Raw genomic sequence first — 15,951 nt, forward strand, 5'->3', positions numbered from 1 at the left:
TCTCAGGTGACGATGATCGGTGCGCCGTGGGTGACGACGACCGTGTGTTCGAACTGCGCCCCATAGCCCTTGGGGCAGACCAGCGACCAGCCGTCTTCCGTGTCTTCGGTGCGGGTGGCGTGGGTCGCGAGGAACGGCTCGATCGTGATCACCATGCCGTCGTGCAGGCGGCGGGTGTCGCGACGATCGAAGTAGCCGGGAATCGATCCGGGCGATTCGTGCAGCGCACGGCCGACGCCGTGGCTCTGCAGGTTGCGGATGATGCGGAACCCCCGACGCGCAGCGACGGTCTCGATGGTGCGGCCGATGCCGCTGAGCAGCTCACCCGCGCGCAGCTGGGCGATCGCGGCGTCGCGTGCTTCGCGGGTCGCGTCGAGCAGGCGCTGCTGCGCGGCGCTCGCGGTGCCGACGACGAAGCTGGCGCCTGTGTCGGCGAAGAAGCCGTCGAGTTCGGCGGACACGTCGATGTTGACCAGATCGCCATCCTGCAGCGGTGTCGCGTCGGGAATGCCGTGCGCGACGACGCGGTTGACGCTGATGCAGGTCGCGGCCGGGAAGCCGTAGGTCAGCACCGGTGCCGACTGCGCGCCGGCGTGGCGCAGCATGTCGGCGCCGATGGCGTCGAGATCGTGCGGCGTGGTGCCGGCCAGGGCCTGCTCGCGCATCGTCGACAGGATGCGCGCAACGAGCGCGCCGGCGCGCTTGAGGCCTTCGAGGTCTTCCTGGGTCTGGATGGTCATGTCAGTGGCCTCACGAACAGGACGCTGGCTTTCACCCTTGACCGTCACTCCCGCGTAGGCGGGAGTCCATGGACGTCAGCCAACAACAAGGTCCACGGATCCCCGCCTGCGCGGGGATGACGAACAGGTGTTTGTGATGCCGCTTCGCGTCCACACGTCTGCGCGCAGATCCGAAGCCGTCACCACTTACTTCAGCGCCTTGAACCGCAGACGCTTCGGACCGGCGTCGTCGCCCATGCGGCGGCGCTTGTCTTCCTCGTATTCGCGGTAGTTGCCCGGGAAGAACTCGACGTGGCTGTCGCCCTCGAACGCGAGGATGTGGGTGGCGATGCGGTCGAGGAACCAGCGGTCATGCGAGATCACGAAGGTGTTGCCGGGGAACTCCAGCAGCGCGTCTTCGAGCGAACGCAGGGTTTCGATATCCAGATCGTTCGACGGTTCGTCGAGCAACAGCACGTTGCCGCCCTGCAGCAGGGTCTTGGCCATGTGCAGACGGCCACGCTCACCGCCCGACAGCGAGCCGACCAGCTTCTGCTGGTCCTGGCCCTTGAAGTTGAAGCGGCCGATGTAGGCGCGCGACTGGATCTCGACGCCGTTGATGTTGAGGATGTCGAGGCCGCCGGAGATTTCCTGGAAGACGTTGTGGTTGCCCTCCAGCGCGTCGCGGCTCTGGTCGACGTAACTCAGCTGCACGGTCGGTCCCACGACGATCTCGCCGGAATCCGGCTTTTCCTGGCCCGTGATCATCTTGAACAGCGTGGATTTACCCGCGCCGTTCGGGCCGATGATGCCGACGATCGCACCCGGCGGAATGATCATCGACAGGTTGTCGATCAGCAGGCGGTCGCCGAACTTCTTGGAGACGTTCTTGAACTCCATCACCGAGTTGCCCAGGCGCTCACCCGGCGGGATGAACAGCTCGTTGGTCTCGTTGCGCTTCTGATAGTCCACCGACTGCAGCTCTTCCAGGCGGGCCAGACGCGCCTTGCCCTTGGTGCGACCGCCCTTGGCGTTCTGGCGCGACCATTCCAGTTCCTTCTGGATCGCCTTCTGACGTGACTTTTCCTGGTTGTCTTCCTGCTTCAGGCGCTCGTCTTTCTGGGTCAGCCACTCGGTGTAGTTGCCCTTCCACGGAATGCCGCGGCCGCGGTCGAGTTCGAGAATCCACTCGGCGGCGTTGTCGAGGAAGTAGCGGTCATGGGTGACCGCGACGACGGTGCCGGTATAGCGCGCGAGGAACTGCTCCAGCCATTCCACCGACTCGGCGTCGAGATGGTTGGTCGGTTCGTCGAGCAGCAGCATGTCCGGCTTCTGCAGCAGCAGGCGGCACAGCGCGACGCGGCGCTTCTCACCGCCCGACAGGTTGCCGACCTTAGCGTCCCACGGCGGCAGGCGCAGCGCGTCGGCGGCCACGTCCAGCTGGTTTTCCAGCGTGTGCGCATCGCCCGCGGCGAGGATCGCCTCCAGGCGCTCCTGTTCCTTGGCCAGCGCGTCGAAATCAGCGCCTTCCTCGGCGTAGGCGTCGTAGACCTTGTCCAGCGCGGCCTGGGCCTGCAGCACTTCGCCCACGCCTTCCTCGACCGCTTCGCGCACCGTCATCTCGGGATCGAGCTCGGGTTCCTGCGCCAGGTAGCCGACCTTGGTGCCGGCCTGCGCACGGGCCTCGCCTTCGAAATCCGAATCCACGCCGGCCATGATCCGCAGCACCGTGGACTTGCCCGAGCCGTTGAGGCCGAGTAGGCCGATCTTGGCACCCGGGAAGAACGACAGCGAGATGTCCTTGATGATCTGCCGCTTCGGCGGGACCACCTTGGACACGCGGTTCATGGTGTAGATGTATTGCGACATGGGGGCTCCGGTTGTGCCGGCCCGCGCCGGGGCCCGGTCGGGCGGCGTCGGGTGGGGAAGGGATGGCGGCGATTATAACGGCTCACGCCCGGCGGGGCCGCGCGCCGGGCGGCCCGGCGCTACAATGGCCGGCCTCGCCGTTCACTGTTCCGGAGCCCTCGATGTTCCAGCGCGACGCCCGTCTCGAAAGCTACGATCCCGCACTCGCCCAGGCCATCGCGAACGAGGTCCGCCGCCAGGAAGACCACGTCGAGCTGATCGCCTCGGAGAACTACTGCAGCGCGCTGGTCATGGAGGCGCAGGGCAGCCAGCTGACCAACAAGTACGCCGAGGGCTATCCGGGCAAGCGCTATTACGGTGGCTGCGAGTACGTCGACATCGCCGAGCAGCTGGCGATCGACCGCCTCAAGCAACTGCTCGGCGCCGACTACGCCAACGTGCAGCCGCATTCGGGTTCGCAGGCCAACCAGGCCGTCTACCAGGCGCTGCTGCAGCCCGGTGACACGATCCTCGGCATGAGCCTGGCGCACGGCGGGCATCTGACCCACGGCGCGAAGGTCAATGCCTCGGGCAAGCTGTACAACGCGGTCCAGTACGGCGTCGACGAGGCCGGCCTGATCGATTACGACGCGGTCGAGCGCCTCGCCGTTGAACACACGCCGAAGATGGTCGTCGCCGGGTTCTCGGCCTATTCGCAGAAGATCGACTGGGCGCGTTTTCGCAGCATCGCCGACAAGGTCGGCGCCTACCTGTTCGTCGACATGGCGCACGTCGCCGGTCTCGTCGCCGCGGGCGTCTACCCGACGCCGCTGCCGCACGCGCACGTGGTGACCTCGACGACGCACAAGACCCTGCGCGGTCCGCGCGGCGGCATCATCGTCGCCAGCCGCGAGGGCGCGGGCGAGAAATTCGACGAGCTCGAGAAGAAGCTGCAGTCGGTGGTGTTCCCGGGCATCCAGGGCGGCCCGCTGATGCACGTGATCGCGGCCAAGGCCGTGGCCTTCAAGGAAGCGCTGGAGCCTGACTTCAAGGCCTACCAGCAGCAGGTGGTGAAGAACGCGCAGGCGATGGCCAAGGTCATCATCGAGCGTGGCTACAAGATCGTCTCCGGCGGTACCGAAAACCATCTGATGCTGGTCGACATGATCGGCAAGGACGTCAGCGGCAAGGACGCGGAAGAAGCCCTCGGCCGCGCCCACATCACCGTCAACAAGAATTCCGTGCCGGGCGACCCGCGCAAGCCCTTCGTGACCTCGGGCCTGCGCCTGGGCACGCCGGCGGTGACCACACGCGGCTACCTCGAGCAGGACTGCGCCGATCTCGCGCACTGGATCTGCGACGTGCTCGACGCACCGGCCGACGAGACCGTCATCGCCGCCGTGCGCGACAAGGTCGCCGCGCAGTGCGCGAAGTATCCGGTGTATGGCTGAGTTGCCGGGATTCGGAATTTGGGATTTGGGATTGGCAAAGCGCCACATCCCGGATATTTCCGTTGTTTCGAATCCCCACTCCCGACTCCCGAATCCCCACGCCTGATGCATTGCCCCTTCTGCCAGCACACCGACACCCGCGTGATCGATTCGCGCGTGTCCGAGGACGGCGCGACGATCCGTCGTCGCCGTGAGTGCGAGGCCTGTGGCGAGCGGTTCAGCACGCTGGAGACGATCGAGCTGAAACTGCCGGCGATCATCAAGGATGACGGTCGCCGCGAGCCGTTCGACGCGAAGAAGCTGCGTCTGAGCATGGACCGCGCGCTGCACAAGCGGCCGGTGTCCGAGGAAGAGGTGGAGACCGCGGTGCGCGCCGTCGTGCATCACCTGCGCATGACCGCCGAACGCGAGGTCTCGTCGCGGCGGGTGGGCGAGTTCGTGATCGGCGAACTGCGCAAGCTCGACCACGTCGGTTTCGTGCGCTTCGCCTCGGTCTACCGGTCGTTCGAGGATGTCGCCGATTTCCGCGAAGAGCTCGACCGGCTCGAGCGCGATCTGCCGGGTGAGGGCCAGTTGCCGCTGCTCGAAGGCGAAGCCGCGCCGCCGGCCAAGGGCGAGAAGGTCCGCAGGCGCTGAGCAAGGCGATTGCGCGACGCGGGCGCCCGTGCCCACGCCCTGCAGCACGCCGTAATTCCCGTGGAAACGCGCGCAGCCGTAGGCCGCGTTGCTCCGCCGATAGCCGGCTTGGGAGACGGCACGGCATGCGCTTCGGCCGATCGACCGCCCGATTCGCCGACCGAAGGCCGCCCTGGGGCGTGTCGCGCGCGAGCGCGCTCCTGCGGAGCCGGCGGGTTCTGTCGTCGGGAACGCCACGTCGAATCTGCCCCGCGCCCCGCGCCCCGCGGTGTGTCGTGTGGGCCGCCAGCAGCCGTCGCGTCCCCGCAAACACGCGTGCAGCGCGAAGGCGCGCTTGCGCGCGCAACGCGCCATCCACGCGTTCCCTATCGGAACCGCCGTGCACACGTCGTGGCCGAAGGCCGCTCCTACAATGCTCAACGCTCGCGACCGATCCGCGTGGATCGGCCGCACGACATGCCCCCAGGAGCCCGCGATGACCGACTTCAGCGCCGACGATCACCGCTTCATGGCCCAGGCCCTGCGCCTGGCCGAACGCGGTGCCTGGACCACGCGGCCCAATCCGATGGTCGGCTGCGTGATCGTCGCGGATGGCGAGGTGGTCGGCGAGGGCTTTCACGTCCAGAAGGGCGGCCCGCACGCCGAGGTCGTCGCGCTGCAGGCTGCCGGCGCGCGTGCGCGCGGTGGAACCGCCTACGTGACGCTGGAGCCCTGCGCGCACACCGGCAGCACCGGGCCGTGCGCCGACGCGCTGATCGCGGCCGGCGTCGGGCGTGTGGTCGCGGCGATGCGCGACCCGTTCCCCCAGGTCGACGGCGCCGGGTTCGAACGGCTGCGCGCAGCCGGGATCGCCGTCGCCTCCGGCCTGATGGAGGCCCAGGCACGCACGTTGAATCGCGGGTTCCTGTCGCGCGTGGAGCGGGGGCGCCCGTGGCTGCGGGTCAAGCTGGCCTGCAGCCTCGACGGCCGCACCGCGCTGGCCAACGGCGAGTCGAAATGGATCAGTGGCGCGGCCTCGCGCGCGGACGTCATGCGCTGGCGTGCGCGGGCCGGCGCGCTGCTGACCGGCAGCGGTACGGTGCTCGCCGACGATCCGCATCTGACCGTGCGCCTGGACACCGACGCGCCGTTCGCGACCCCGCTGCGTGTGGTACTCGACGCCGGCCTGGCGACGATCGCGCGCGGCAACATCCGCGATGCCGCGGCGCCGACGCTCTACGTGCACGCCCACGACACCAAGGTGCCCAAGGGCTTCGACGCGCCGCGGGCCAGCGTGGCGCGCGATGCCGCCGGCCAGCTCGACCTGGCCGCCGTGCTGGCGTTGCTGGGCGAGGCGGGCGTCAACGAAATCCAGGTCGAAGCCGGGGCCACGCTGTCGGGCGCCTTCCTGCGCGCCGGCCTCGTCGACGAGCTGCTGCTGTACATCGCGCCGGTGCTATTGGGCGAACGCGGCCGGCCGCTGTTCGACGGGCTCGGCATCGAGACGATGGCGCAGCGCCTGCAGCTGAAGACGATCGAGACCGTCCGCGTCGGCGACGATCTGCGCCTGTTGCTGCAATCGAGGCCAGCGGCGTGATGCCCTGGCCGCGCGCTCGCGCGCGCGTTTGAGCTGCCCGGCGAGCCCAGCCACGTCCAGAGTCGCGTGGCCAGGCCGGTTCCGCATCGCCAGGTGCCTGCTTGGTGGCGTGCCTGCGGCGAGGATGAGTTGCCCTGGGCGCCAGTTCGCGCGCAAGCGTGCTCCTGCAGGGGCAGACCCGGCGGTGCAGGCAGCTGTAGGAGCGCGCTCGCGCGCGAGACCTTTTCTGAGGCGGCCTCGTGAAACATCCGCCTCCGGGACGGCATCGCGTTCGACCTGCTGCAGCGCTGGCGCGCGCACTCACGGTTGCTGTCGAGCGGGACAGGGTCACCGCGGACCGCCTCGCGCCTAGACGCGCCCCTGTAGGCCAGCAGCAGTGCGCCGGACGCAGGCCGGCTGTCCCTGCAATGAAGCGTCCTGCGGCGACGCCCGGGCATGTTGCCGGGCGCTGGTAGACTGCGCGGGCCGGCGGTGCCGGCAACACAATCGAATGTCTTCGGGGCGGGGTGGAAGTCCCCACCGGCGGTAGGCGCGGTCACGCGCGAGCCCGCGAGCGCCATCGGCAGCTGCCGATGGGTCGAGCAGATCCGGTCGAACTCCGGAGCCGACGGTCAGAGTCCGGATGCGAGAAGACGACCTCATGCGTGGCCCTGCGGCCGCGCACGCTGTCGCGTCCCGGACCGTTCCCTTTCGGCTTGACCGTGCGGGCGTTCCGTGCGGACGGAGGCAGCGACATGTTCACCGGACTGATCGAGGGCGTGGGACGCCTGGTTTCCACTGAGGCGCGCGGCGGCGACGCGCGGCTGCGTATCGCGGTCGGCACGCTGGCCTTCGACGGCGTAGCGATGGGCGAGAGCATCGCCGTCAACGGCGTCTGCCTGACCGTGGTCGCGTTCGACGCCGCGCATTTCGAGGCCGATGCCTCGACCGAGACCCTGTCGCTGACCACGCTCGGCGCGCTGGCGCCGGGGCATGCGCTGAACCTGGAGCGGGCGATGCGCCCGACCGACCGCCTCGGCGGCCACATGGTCAGCGGCCACGTCGACGGTGTAGGCCGGGTCGTGTCGGTGCACGACGATGCACGCGCGCAGCGCTGGCGCTTCGACGCGCCGGCCGCGCTGCTGAAGTACATCGCGCACAAGGGCTCGATCTGCGTCGACGGCGTCAGCCTGACGGTCAACGCCGTCAATGCGGCCGGCTTCGAGGTCGCACTGGTGCCGCACACCGTCGCGCACACGGCGTTCTCGGTCACCGCGGTAGGCGATGCCGTGAACCTGGAGGTGGACCTGGTCGCGCGCTACGTCGAGCGCCTGCTCGCGGGCCGCGACGCGGCGGAGGTGCCGGCATGAAGTTCGCCCCCGTGCCCGAACTGCTCGAGGAAATCCGCGCCGGCCGCATGGTCGTCATCGTCGACGACGAGGACCGCGAGAACGAGGGCGACCTGATCATGGCCGCCGAGCTGGTCAAGCCCTCGGACATCAATTTCATGGTCACCCACGCCCGCGGCCTGGTGTGCCTGTCGATCACGCGCGAGCGTTGCGCCCAGCTCGGCCTGGCGCCGATGGTCCAGCACAACACCGCGCAGTTCCAGACCAACTTCACCGTGTCGATCGAGGCCGCCGAGGGCGTGACCACCGGCATCTCGGCCTACGACCGCGCACACACCGTGCGCACCGCGGTGCGGCCCGACGCCAAGCCGCGCGACCTCAGCCAGCCCGGCCACATCTTCCCGCTGACCGCGCAGCCCGGCGGCGTGCTCACCCGCGCCGGCCACACCGAGGCCGCGAGCGACCTGCCGATGCTCGCCGGCCTCGAGCCCGCGGGCGTGCTGGTCGAGGTGCTCAACGCCGACGGCACGATGGCGCGCCGGCCGGAGCTGGAAGTGTTCGCGCACGCGCACGGGCTGAAGATCGGCTCGATCGCCGATCTCATCGCCTGGAGGCTGAGCACCGAGCACACGGTCGAGCGGCTGGACGAACGCGACATCGAGACCGAATTCGGCCCGTTCCGGCTGGTGACCTATCGCGACCGCATCGCCCACGAGCTGCATTTCGCGCTGGTGCGCGGCACGCCGACGGCGGACACGCCCACGCTGGTGCGGGTGCAGGTGGAGAACCCGCTCAGCGACCTGCTGCACTGGCGCCGGGACGATTTCGGCGTTGCCGCCACCGACGCCTTGCGCGCGATCGCCGACGAGGGGCAGGGCGTGATGGTGGTGCTGTCGGCGCCCCGCGACGGCGATGCGCTGCTGGCCCGGCTGCGCAAGCAGCCCGAGGCGGTGAATGCCAAGGATGTGGGCCAGTGGCGGCGCAATGGCGCCGGCGCGCAGATCCTCGCCGATCTGGGGCTCGGAAAGCTGCGCGCACTGGGCACCCCGCGCAAGCAGATCGGCCTGGCCGGCTACGGGCTGGAAATCGTCGAGTACGTGCAGCCATGAGTGGAATCCGGGGCTGCGCGGGCCTCGCGACGGGCGACGCGGTAAACTCCACGCCCCCCGTCCACAAGGCGTCGCCCTGATGAGCCATTTCGAAGGCGACCTGCGTGCGCCGGCCGGTGCCCGCTACGCGATCGTCGCCAGCCGCTGGAATCCCAAGATCACCGACACCCTGGTGGCCGGTGCCCGGCAGGCATTTGCCGACCACGGCGTGGCCGACGATGCGGTCGACGTGATCCGCGTGCCCGGCGCCTGGGAGATTCCGGTCGCCTGTGCGCGACTGGCTGCGAGCGGCGGTTACGCCGCGCTGCTCGCGCTCGGCTGCGTGGTCCGCGGCGACACCCGGCATTACGAGCAGGTGGCCGACGGCTGCAGCGACGCGTTGATGCGCGTGGCGCTCGACACCCGCGTGCCGGTCGCCAACGGCGTGCTGGCGGTCGAGGACTACGCCGATGCGGAGAAGCGCGCCGGCGGCAACCACGGCAACAAGGGCGAGGAGGCCGCGCTGGTCGCGATCGAAATGAGTCACCTGCTGGAACAATTCGCATGAACCCGAACCGCAACCGGACCGGCGGCATCGATCCCGTGCTGCGCTCGCGCGCACGTCGGCGCGCGCTGCAGGCGATCTACGCGATGCAGATGACGGGCACCGAGCCGCGCGAGATCGTCGCCCAGTTCGCCCACGAGCAGGCCAAGGAAGTCGCGGATCTCGCATACTTCGAGGATCTGGTCCACGGCGTCGGCACGCGCTACCGCGAGCTCGACGCGGCGCTGGCGCCGTTCCTCGACCGCACCATCGACGAGGTCGATCCGATCGAGCGCGCGATGCTGCGCATCGCGACCTATGAACTGCAGCACCGCGTCGACGTGCCCTACCGTGTGGTCATCGACGAGGCGTTGAAGACGGTCAAACGCTTCGGCTCCGAACACGGGCACACCTACGTCAACGGCGTGCTCGACAAGGCCGCCGCCGCATGGCGGGCACCTGAAGTCGGGGCGCTGCGCGGTCGCTGAGCCGGGGTGGCTGGCGCGCGAACGTACGTGGCCCGCGTGTCGGTCGTTCGGTCGATGTGGCGGCGCCTGGCAACGCAGGCGCCGTGGTTCACCATGATGTGGGATGCATGAAGACAGCCGGGATGCCCGTTCGGAAGGCGCGGATGGCGCCGTCGCGTAATCGCGCACTGGCGCGCGCGTGCTCGTCCCGGTGGGCGCGATCCGGCCGCGATGCGATCGCGCCGTGCATGTCTCCGCCGGCGGCAGGGTCTACCCGCACATGACCGGCGAATTCGACCTGATCGACCGGATCCGGGCGCGCGTCGTGGCCCGTGACGACGTGCGGCTGGGCATCGGCGACGATGCCGCGGTGCTCGCGGTGCCGGACGGCCTGCAGCTGGTCGTCGCCATGGACACGCTCAACGCGGGTGTGCACTTTCCCGAGACCACCGCGCCGGCCGACATCGGCTGGAAGGCGCTCGCGGTGAACCTGTCCGACGTCGCCGCGATGGGCGCGGTGCCGGCCTGGTGCACGTTGTCGCTGTCGATGCCCGACGCCGACGCGTCCTGGGTGGAGGCCTTCCTCGACGGATTCGATGCACTGGCGCGTGCGCACGGCGTCGCGCTGGTCGGCGGCGACACGACGCGCGGGCCGCTGTCGATCTGCGTGACCGTGCATGGCGTCGTCGCGCCGGGACGCGCACTGCGCCGGGCTGCTGCCTGCGCCGGCGACGACATCTGGATCAGCGGCACCATCGGCGACGCCGCCGGCGCACTGCGGCAGTGGCGCGACGGCGGCGCGATCGACGCCGTATTGCGCGCCCGGTTCGACCGTCCGAGCCCGCGTCTGGCGCTCGGTGACGCGCTGGTCGGCATCGCCCATGCGGCGATCGATGTCTCCGATGGGCTGCTCGCCGATCTCGGCCACATCGCCCGGGCCAGCGGCCTGGCCGCCGAGATCGAACTGGACGAGGTGCCGGCATCCGCAGCGCTGCGCGCGGCCTTCGATGCCGATGTCCGGCATCTCCTGCAGGCCAGCGGCGGCGACGACTACGAACTGTGCTTCACCGCGCCGCCGTCGGTTGCCGACGCGGTACGCGACGCCGCCCGGGTTTCGGCGACTCCGGTGGCGCGAATCGGCCGGATGCACGCGGGCACGGGTGTCTCGGTGCTGCTGGCGGGCGCGCCTTGGGCCCCGTCGGCCTCGGGTTGGGACCATTTCGCGGCAGGCGCCTAGCCGTCACGACTTCGGACGTCGGCGTCAGCGCAAACCCGCCGATGTTGTCCGGAGGTTGCCGCCCGGAAGATGGACGCGCCGGCGAGGGGACACGCGCACTCGGCCTAGACGCCGGTCTCCTGCACCGCGGGCCGCGCCTTGACCTCGTCCGGGAGCAGGCTCAACACGTTCTGGATGATGCCCGGGAGCGCCGCCTCGTTGTAGCCCCGGTGGACATGGGCCACGCGTCCGTCGTGGTCGAGCATGAACATGTGCGGAAGCGTGTTGATTCCGTAGGCCGCGCTGGTCGTTCCTCGCGCGTCGTGCACCCACGTCAGGCCGAGCCCGCGGTTGCCGCGGACGATGCTCTGGAAGTCGGCGCGCGGCTCCTTGAAATTCACCGCGATCACCTCGAGCGCGTCGCGGCCCACCAGATTCTGGAATTGGCCGAGCACCGGGAGTTCCTTGCGGCATGGCGCGCACCAGGAGGCCCAGAAGGTGACGATGACCACCTTGCCGCGAAGCGCCTGCAGATCCACGGCTTGCCCGCTGGTATCCCTGCCCAGCAGGGGCGGTGGCAGGCTGCCGACCGCAGGCGACGGCGTCTGGCGCGCGGGTGTGGCGGCCAGCACGGGCGCGGCGAGTACGAGCAGGCATGCAAGGACGCATGCGAACGGTCCATGTCTCATCGGTGTGTCTCCAGGGTCCCGCCGCGGATCGTCGCACACGCCGGCGCGCTCAGTCGTCGGCGCGGAACGCGTCGCGTAGCCAGTCCAAGCGGGGCGCCGCGGGATCGCCTTCGGCGGCGACGACATCGAAGCGGCAGGGCAGATCGCGCAGTGCGCGGTGGCCGGCCAGGAACTGCTGCGCCGCCAGCACGAGGCGACGGCGCTTGCCGGCATCCACCGATGCCGCGCCGCCGCCGAACGCGCTGGAGCGGCGATGGCGGACCTCGACGAACACCACGGTGCGCGCCGGGCCGTCGCCGTCGAGCATCACCAGATCGAGTTCGCCGCCGCGGTAGCCCACGTTCGCCGCGACCAGCCGCAGGCCGGCCGCTTCGAGATGCGCGCATGCGGCGCGCTCGACCTCCGCGCCGACGGCGCGGCGTCCGTTCAACCGCCGGCGTCCGCCTGCGCGACGATGGTGCCGCCGCGCCAGGTCGCCCACGCCGGCTGGCGCATGACGTTGCCGTCGGCGGCCACGCGCAGGATGCCGGTCGCGCCGTCGAGGGTCGCGTCGCTGTTGCGCGACAGGTGTTCGAGGTAGCCGCTGAGCAGCCAGGCATCGAAGCCGAATGCGAACAGGCGCGCGGCTGGGCCGCGGGCGGTCGGCAGATCGACGGCGACGGTCGCCTGCGGCGGCAACGCGCGCGGGCCGGCGCCGGTCGACCAGCGTTCGGTCGGGAACACGATGCCATCGAGGATCTGGTCTTCCTGGGCCTGTCCGGTGCCGAGGGTGAGCTGCGAAGTGCCCACGCGCGGCCGGCCGCCGAGCCCGGCGACCGAGAGCTGCGGCGCGATGACGCGCGCCTGGTTGCCGCGGATCGCGAGGAACACCGCGTCCACGCCGCCCTCCGAGGTCACCGCATTGCGGAACACGTCGGTCTGGTCGGCCGGCGTGTCGCCGACGATCGCGACCGTGCCGGTGATCGTGCCGCCGGCCTGGGTCAGGCGCGCGCGCAGCGCGTCCACGCTGCGGCGTGCGTTCTCGTCGCCGTTGCTGAGCACCAGCACGTTGCGCACGTTGCGGGCCAGCAGGTACTGCGCGGCGGCGTCGCCTTCGTCCTCGGGCGCGAGTGAAAACGCGGCCGTGTTCTCGGGCGCGGCCGACGGCCCGCGGTTGAGTGCCAGCACCGGCACCGCCGGCGCCGACTGGAACAGGCTGCCCACCTCGTCGCGGCCCAGCGGGCCCACGATCTGGTCGGCGCCTTCGGCCATCGCGCGGGCGTAGGCCGCGGCCGTGCCGGACGCCGTGCCGGCGGTGTCGTAGAACGCGAGCTCGGGGCGGGTGCGGCGTTCGCCGTAGTAGCCGGCCAGCAGGCCGTCGCGGACCGGCGCGGCCGCGGTGGCCAGGCTGCCGCTCATCGGCAGCAGCACGGCGAGCTTGCGCGGCGGGCGGTAGCCGTCGCGTTCGGCGGCGGGGCGGTCGCCTTCGAACGTCCAGCGGCCCGGGTCGGTGGGCGCGGCCGGTTCGGGCGTGGCGCTGACGCCGCTGCCGGTGGTCTGCACGGTCGCGCAGCTGGCCAGCAGCGCGGCCAGCGAGACCGACAGCAGGCCGCGCAGGGCGTGGCGTCGGGCGCGCGGCGTCGCGCGGGCGGTAAGGGCCTGGGACAGTGCTGCCATGTCGCGGTTCCGCTGCGGGATAATGGCCGCATTCTAGCGTTCCGACGTGGAGACGATGACTGCATCCGCCCGCCCCGGGCCCGGACCGGGCCTTCTGCACGTCGTCGCGACGCCGATCGGCAACCTCGGCGATCTGTCGCCGCGCGCGCAGGCCGTGCTGCGCAGCGTCGATGCGATCTGCGCCGAGGACACCCGGCACACCCGCCAGCTGCTGGGCCACTTCGGCATCGAGCGGCCGCTGGTGGCCCTGCACGAACACAACGAGGACGCCCTGGCCGAGCGCCTGGTCGCGCGGCTGCAGGCCGGCGAATCGCTGGCCCTGGTCAGCGATGCCGGCACGCCGCTGGTCAGCGATCCCGGGTTCCGGCTGGTGCGCGCCGCCCGGGCGGCCGGGGTGCGCGTCTCGCCGGTGCCGGGGCCCAGCGCGCTGATCGCGGCCTTGAGCGTCGCCGGCCTGCCCAGCGACCGCTTCGTGTTCGAAGGCTTCCTGCCGGCGAAGGCGGGCGCGCGCCGCGAGCGGCTGCAGGCGCTGGTCGCCGAGCCGCGCACGCTGCTGTTCTACGAGGCCTCGCACCGCATCGCCGACATGCTGGCCGACGCGGCCGCGGTCTTCGGCGGCGCACGGCCGGCGGTGGTGGCGCGCGAACTGACCAAGCTGTTCGAAACCGTGCTCGACGGCCCGCTCGAGGCGCTCGCCGCGCGGGTGGCGGCCGAGGCCGACCAGCGCAAGGGCGAGTTCGTCGTGGTCGTCGAGGGGGCGGGCGAGGATGCCGACGCGCGGCTGGCGGAAGGCCGGCGCGTCTACGCGCTGCTCGCCGCGGATCTCAAGCCCTCGCAGGCGGCCAAGCTGGCGGCCGACATCACCGGCGCGCCGCGCAAGGCGCTGTACGGCACAGGCGCCGGGGCACGTGGCACAGGTGACGGTGACGCCTGAGTCGGCCGGCCCCGGCAGCGCAGGCGAGGTCTTCCGGATCTTCCTGCGGCTGGGGCTCACGTCCTTCGGCGGCCCGGTCGCGCACCTGGCGTATTTCCGTGAGGTCTTCGTCGCGCGCCGCGGCTGGATGCGCGACGCCGACTACGCCGAGCTCGTCGCGCTGTGCCAGCTGCTGCCGGGGCCGGCCAGCAGCCAGGTGGGCATGGCCGTGGGCCTGCAACGCGCGGGCCTGCCGGGAGCGTTGGCGGCCTGGGTCGGCTTCACCCTGCCGTCGGCGCTGCTGATGATCGGGCTGGCGCTGGGCGTGGCCCACGGCGCGGCGCCGCCCGCTGCGCTCGTCCACGGCCTGATGCTGGTCGCGGTGGTCGTCGTGGCCCATGCGGTGTGGTCGATGGCGCGGGTGTTCTGCCGCACCCCGGCCACGCGCGTGATCACACTGCTGGCCGCGGCGATGCTCTGGCTGTGGCCGTCTCCGTGGGCGCCGGTCGCGGTGCTCGCGCTGGGCGGCGCGATCGGCGTGTTGCGGCGCCACCAAGGGGCCGCGGCCGACGCCAGCGCGCTCGCCATCCGCGTTTCGCCTGCGCTGGCGCGGGCCGCGCGCTGGAGCTTCGTCGTGCTGCTCGTCGGCCTGCCGCTCGCCGCGTCGCTGGCGCCTTCCGATTCGGCCGCGGCCGTCGGCGCCGCGTTCTACCGTGCCGGCGCGCTGGTGTTCGGCGGCGGCCACGTCGTGCTGCCGCTGCTCGATGCCGCGGTGGTGACGCCCGGCTGGATCGAGGCCGACCGCTTCGTGGCCGGCTACGGCGCGGCGCAGGCGCTGCCGGGGCCGCTGTTCGCGTTCGCGGGATTTCTGGGTGCCGGCCTCCAGGCCGGGCCTGGCGGCTGGCTGGGCGGCGGGCTCGCGCTGGTCGCGATCTTCCTGCCGTCGGCGCTGCTGGTGGTCGGCGTGCTGCCGGTCTGGCAACGGCTGCGGCGGTGGCCGGCACTGGCCCCGGCGATGGCCGGCATCAACGCGGCCGTCGTCGGCCTGCTGCTGGCGGCGCTGGTCGATCCGCTGTGGACCGGCGCCGTCCTGCACTGGACGGACGCGGCGCTGGCCGTGGTCGGCGTCGTGGCCCTGGTGCGGGGCTGGCTCCCGGTCTGGGCGCTGGTGCCGGTGCTGGTGTCGGCGAACTGGGGCCTGGGCGCGTTCATCTGATCCGCCTGGGCGTTCACGCATCCCGGCGCGACGTCACGCCGGCATGCGACAATCCGCCCCGGCGGAGTCGGCCGGACAGTCGCGTCATCAGCACATCGATGCCGAGGAAAGTCCGGGCTCCACAGGGCACGGTGCCAGGTAACGCCTGGGCGGCGCGAGCCGACGGAAAGTGCAACAGAAAGATACCGCCCAAGACTGCTTCAAGCAGGACGGCAAGGGTGAAATGGTGCGGTAAGAGCGCACCGCGAGCCTGGTAACAGGCCGGCACGGCAAACCCCACCGGGAGCAAGACCAAATAGGGACCTCATGACGTGGCCCGCGTCGGGTCCGGGTAGGTTGCTCGAGCGTATCGGTGACGATGCGCCTAGAGGAATGACTGTCCACGACAGAACCCGGCTTACAGGCCGGCTCCGCCACCTTTTTCCTCGATGCGCCCGCCGCCCGGCCCGGGCCCAGCGCGCGATCGGGCGATGCCGTGCCAAGCGGATTCCACGACGCCTTCGACCCTCGCGCCCGTGCGCAACGGGCGCGCCCGCGCGGTCGAGCCGTGAGGGTTTCGTAAAGGTGGCGTGAGGGCGGTGTGTACGGTCAAAAATTGACCGGA

The 15,951-nt window shown here is 71.0% G+C and carries 15 protein-coding genes, 1 other RNA gene and 1 riboswitch; of the genes, 11 read left to right on the forward strand and 5 right to left on the reverse strand.

Annotated features, from left to right (window positions below; genetic code table 11):
* Positions 1-2: 2 nt before the first annotated feature.
* Entirely contained in the window at positions 3-740 is a 738-nt protein-coding gene (map, locus tag ACF3M1_RS03090; RefSeq protein ID WP_394003839.1) for a type I methionyl aminopeptidase, read from the reverse strand.
* 186 nt (positions 741-926) lie between these two features.
* Entirely contained in the window at positions 927-2,588 is a 1,662-nt protein-coding gene (gene ettA, locus ACF3M1_RS03095; RefSeq protein ID WP_394003841.1) for an energy-dependent translational throttle protein EttA, read from the reverse strand.
* Between the two features lie 161 nt (positions 2,589-2,749).
* Between ettA and glyA the strand changes: the two genes are divergently transcribed.
* The 8 genes from glyA (at position 2,750) to thiL (ending at position 10,894) form a co-directional block, all read left to right on the forward strand.
* A complete protein-coding gene (gene glyA, locus ACF3M1_RS03100) occupies positions 2,750-4,018 on the forward strand; it encodes a serine hydroxymethyltransferase (protein WP_394003843.1) in 1,269 nt (422 codons plus the stop codon).
* 105 nt (positions 4,019-4,123) lie between these two features.
* Positions 4,124-4,654 (forward strand): transcriptional regulator NrdR, encoded by a 531-nt coding sequence (gene nrdR / locus ACF3M1_RS03105; RefSeq protein WP_394003845.1) that lies wholly within the window; start codon positions 4,124-4,126, stop codon positions 4,652-4,654.
* Positions 4,655-5,129: 475 nt separating this feature from the next.
* The gene (gene ribD, locus ACF3M1_RS03110) at positions 5,130-6,230 is read left to right on the forward strand and encodes a bifunctional diaminohydroxyphosphoribosylaminopyrimidine deaminase/5-amino-6-(5-phosphoribosylamino)uracil reductase RibD (RefSeq protein ID WP_394003847.1); all 1,101 of its coding nucleotides are present in this window, start codon (positions 5,130-5,132) and stop codon (positions 6,228-6,230) included.
* A 488-nt stretch (positions 6,231-6,718) separates the two neighbouring features.
* Positions 6,719-6,868, forward strand: a riboswitch (FMN riboswitch).
* Positions 6,869-6,964: 96 nt separating this feature from the next.
* Positions 6,965-7,579, forward strand: a complete 615-nt coding sequence (locus ACF3M1_RS03115; RefSeq protein WP_394003849.1) for a riboflavin synthase — start codon at positions 6,965-6,967, stop codon at positions 7,577-7,579.
* On the forward strand, positions 7,576-8,667 hold the full coding sequence (ribB, locus tag ACF3M1_RS03120) for a 3,4-dihydroxy-2-butanone-4-phosphate synthase (RefSeq protein WP_394003851.1): 1,092 nt from the start codon (positions 7,576-7,578) through the stop codon (positions 8,665-8,667). The genes ACF3M1_RS03115 and ribB overlap by 4 nt, the downstream gene beginning before the upstream one ends.
* Before the next feature lie 79 nt (positions 8,668-8,746).
* On the forward strand, positions 8,747-9,214 hold the full coding sequence (gene ribH / locus ACF3M1_RS03125; RefSeq protein ID WP_394003853.1) for a 6,7-dimethyl-8-ribityllumazine synthase: 468 nt from the start codon (positions 8,747-8,749) through the stop codon (positions 9,212-9,214).
* The gene (nusB, locus tag ACF3M1_RS03130; RefSeq protein WP_394003855.1) at positions 9,211-9,678 is read left to right on the forward strand and encodes a transcription antitermination factor NusB; all 468 of its coding nucleotides are present in this window, start codon (positions 9,211-9,213) and stop codon (positions 9,676-9,678) included. Before ribH ends, nusB begins: the two co-directional genes overlap by 4 nt.
* Before the next feature lie 259 nt (positions 9,679-9,937).
* Positions 9,938-10,894: a thiamine-phosphate kinase gene (gene thiL / locus ACF3M1_RS03135; protein WP_394003857.1), complete on the forward strand. Its 957-nt coding sequence runs from the start codon at positions 9,938-9,940 to the stop codon at positions 10,892-10,894.
* 104 nt (positions 10,895-10,998) lie between these two features.
* On the opposite strand, the gene ACF3M1_RS03140 is transcribed toward thiL, so the two are convergent.
* The 3 genes from ACF3M1_RS03140 to ACF3M1_RS03150 all read right to left on the reverse strand — a co-directional run bounded on the left by ACF3M1_RS03140 (position 10,999) and on the right by ACF3M1_RS03150 (position 13,218).
* Positions 10,999-11,505, reverse strand: a complete 507-nt coding sequence (locus ACF3M1_RS03140) for a TlpA family protein disulfide reductase (RefSeq protein WP_394003859.1) — start codon at positions 11,503-11,505, stop codon at positions 10,999-11,001.
* Between the two features lie 106 nt (positions 11,506-11,611).
* On the reverse strand, positions 11,612-11,992 hold the full coding sequence (locus ACF3M1_RS03145; protein WP_394003861.1) for a YraN family protein: 381 nt from the start codon (positions 11,990-11,992) through the stop codon (positions 11,612-11,614).
* Positions 11,989-13,218, reverse strand: a complete 1,230-nt coding sequence (locus ACF3M1_RS03150) for a penicillin-binding protein activator (RefSeq protein WP_394003863.1) — start codon at positions 13,216-13,218, stop codon at positions 11,989-11,991. The genes ACF3M1_RS03145 and ACF3M1_RS03150 overlap by 4 nt, the downstream gene beginning before the upstream one ends.
* Before the next feature lie 55 nt (positions 13,219-13,273).
* Between ACF3M1_RS03150 and rsmI the strand changes: the two genes are divergently transcribed.
* The 3 genes from rsmI (at position 13,274) to rnpB (ending at position 15,763) form a co-directional block, all read left to right on the forward strand.
* The gene (gene rsmI, locus ACF3M1_RS03155) at positions 13,274-14,152 is read left to right on the forward strand and encodes a 16S rRNA (cytidine(1402)-2'-O)-methyltransferase (protein ID WP_394003865.1); all 879 of its coding nucleotides are present in this window, start codon (positions 13,274-13,276) and stop codon (positions 14,150-14,152) included.
* Complete coding sequence (gene chrA, locus ACF3M1_RS03160) at positions 14,142-15,347, forward strand: chromate efflux transporter (RefSeq protein ID WP_394005157.1); 1,206 nt, start codon at positions 14,142-14,144, stop codon at positions 15,345-15,347. The genes rsmI and chrA overlap by 11 nt, the downstream gene beginning before the upstream one ends.
* A 63-nt stretch (positions 15,348-15,410) precedes the next feature.
* Positions 15,411-15,763, forward strand: an RNA gene (gene rnpB / locus ACF3M1_RS03165) — RNase P RNA component class A.
* Positions 15,764-15,951 lie beyond the last annotated feature (188 nt).

The sequence above is a fragment of the Luteimonas sp. WGS1318 genome (assembly GCF_043187535.1).
Taxonomy (GTDB): domain Bacteria; phylum Pseudomonadota; class Gammaproteobacteria; order Xanthomonadales; family Xanthomonadaceae; genus Luteimonas.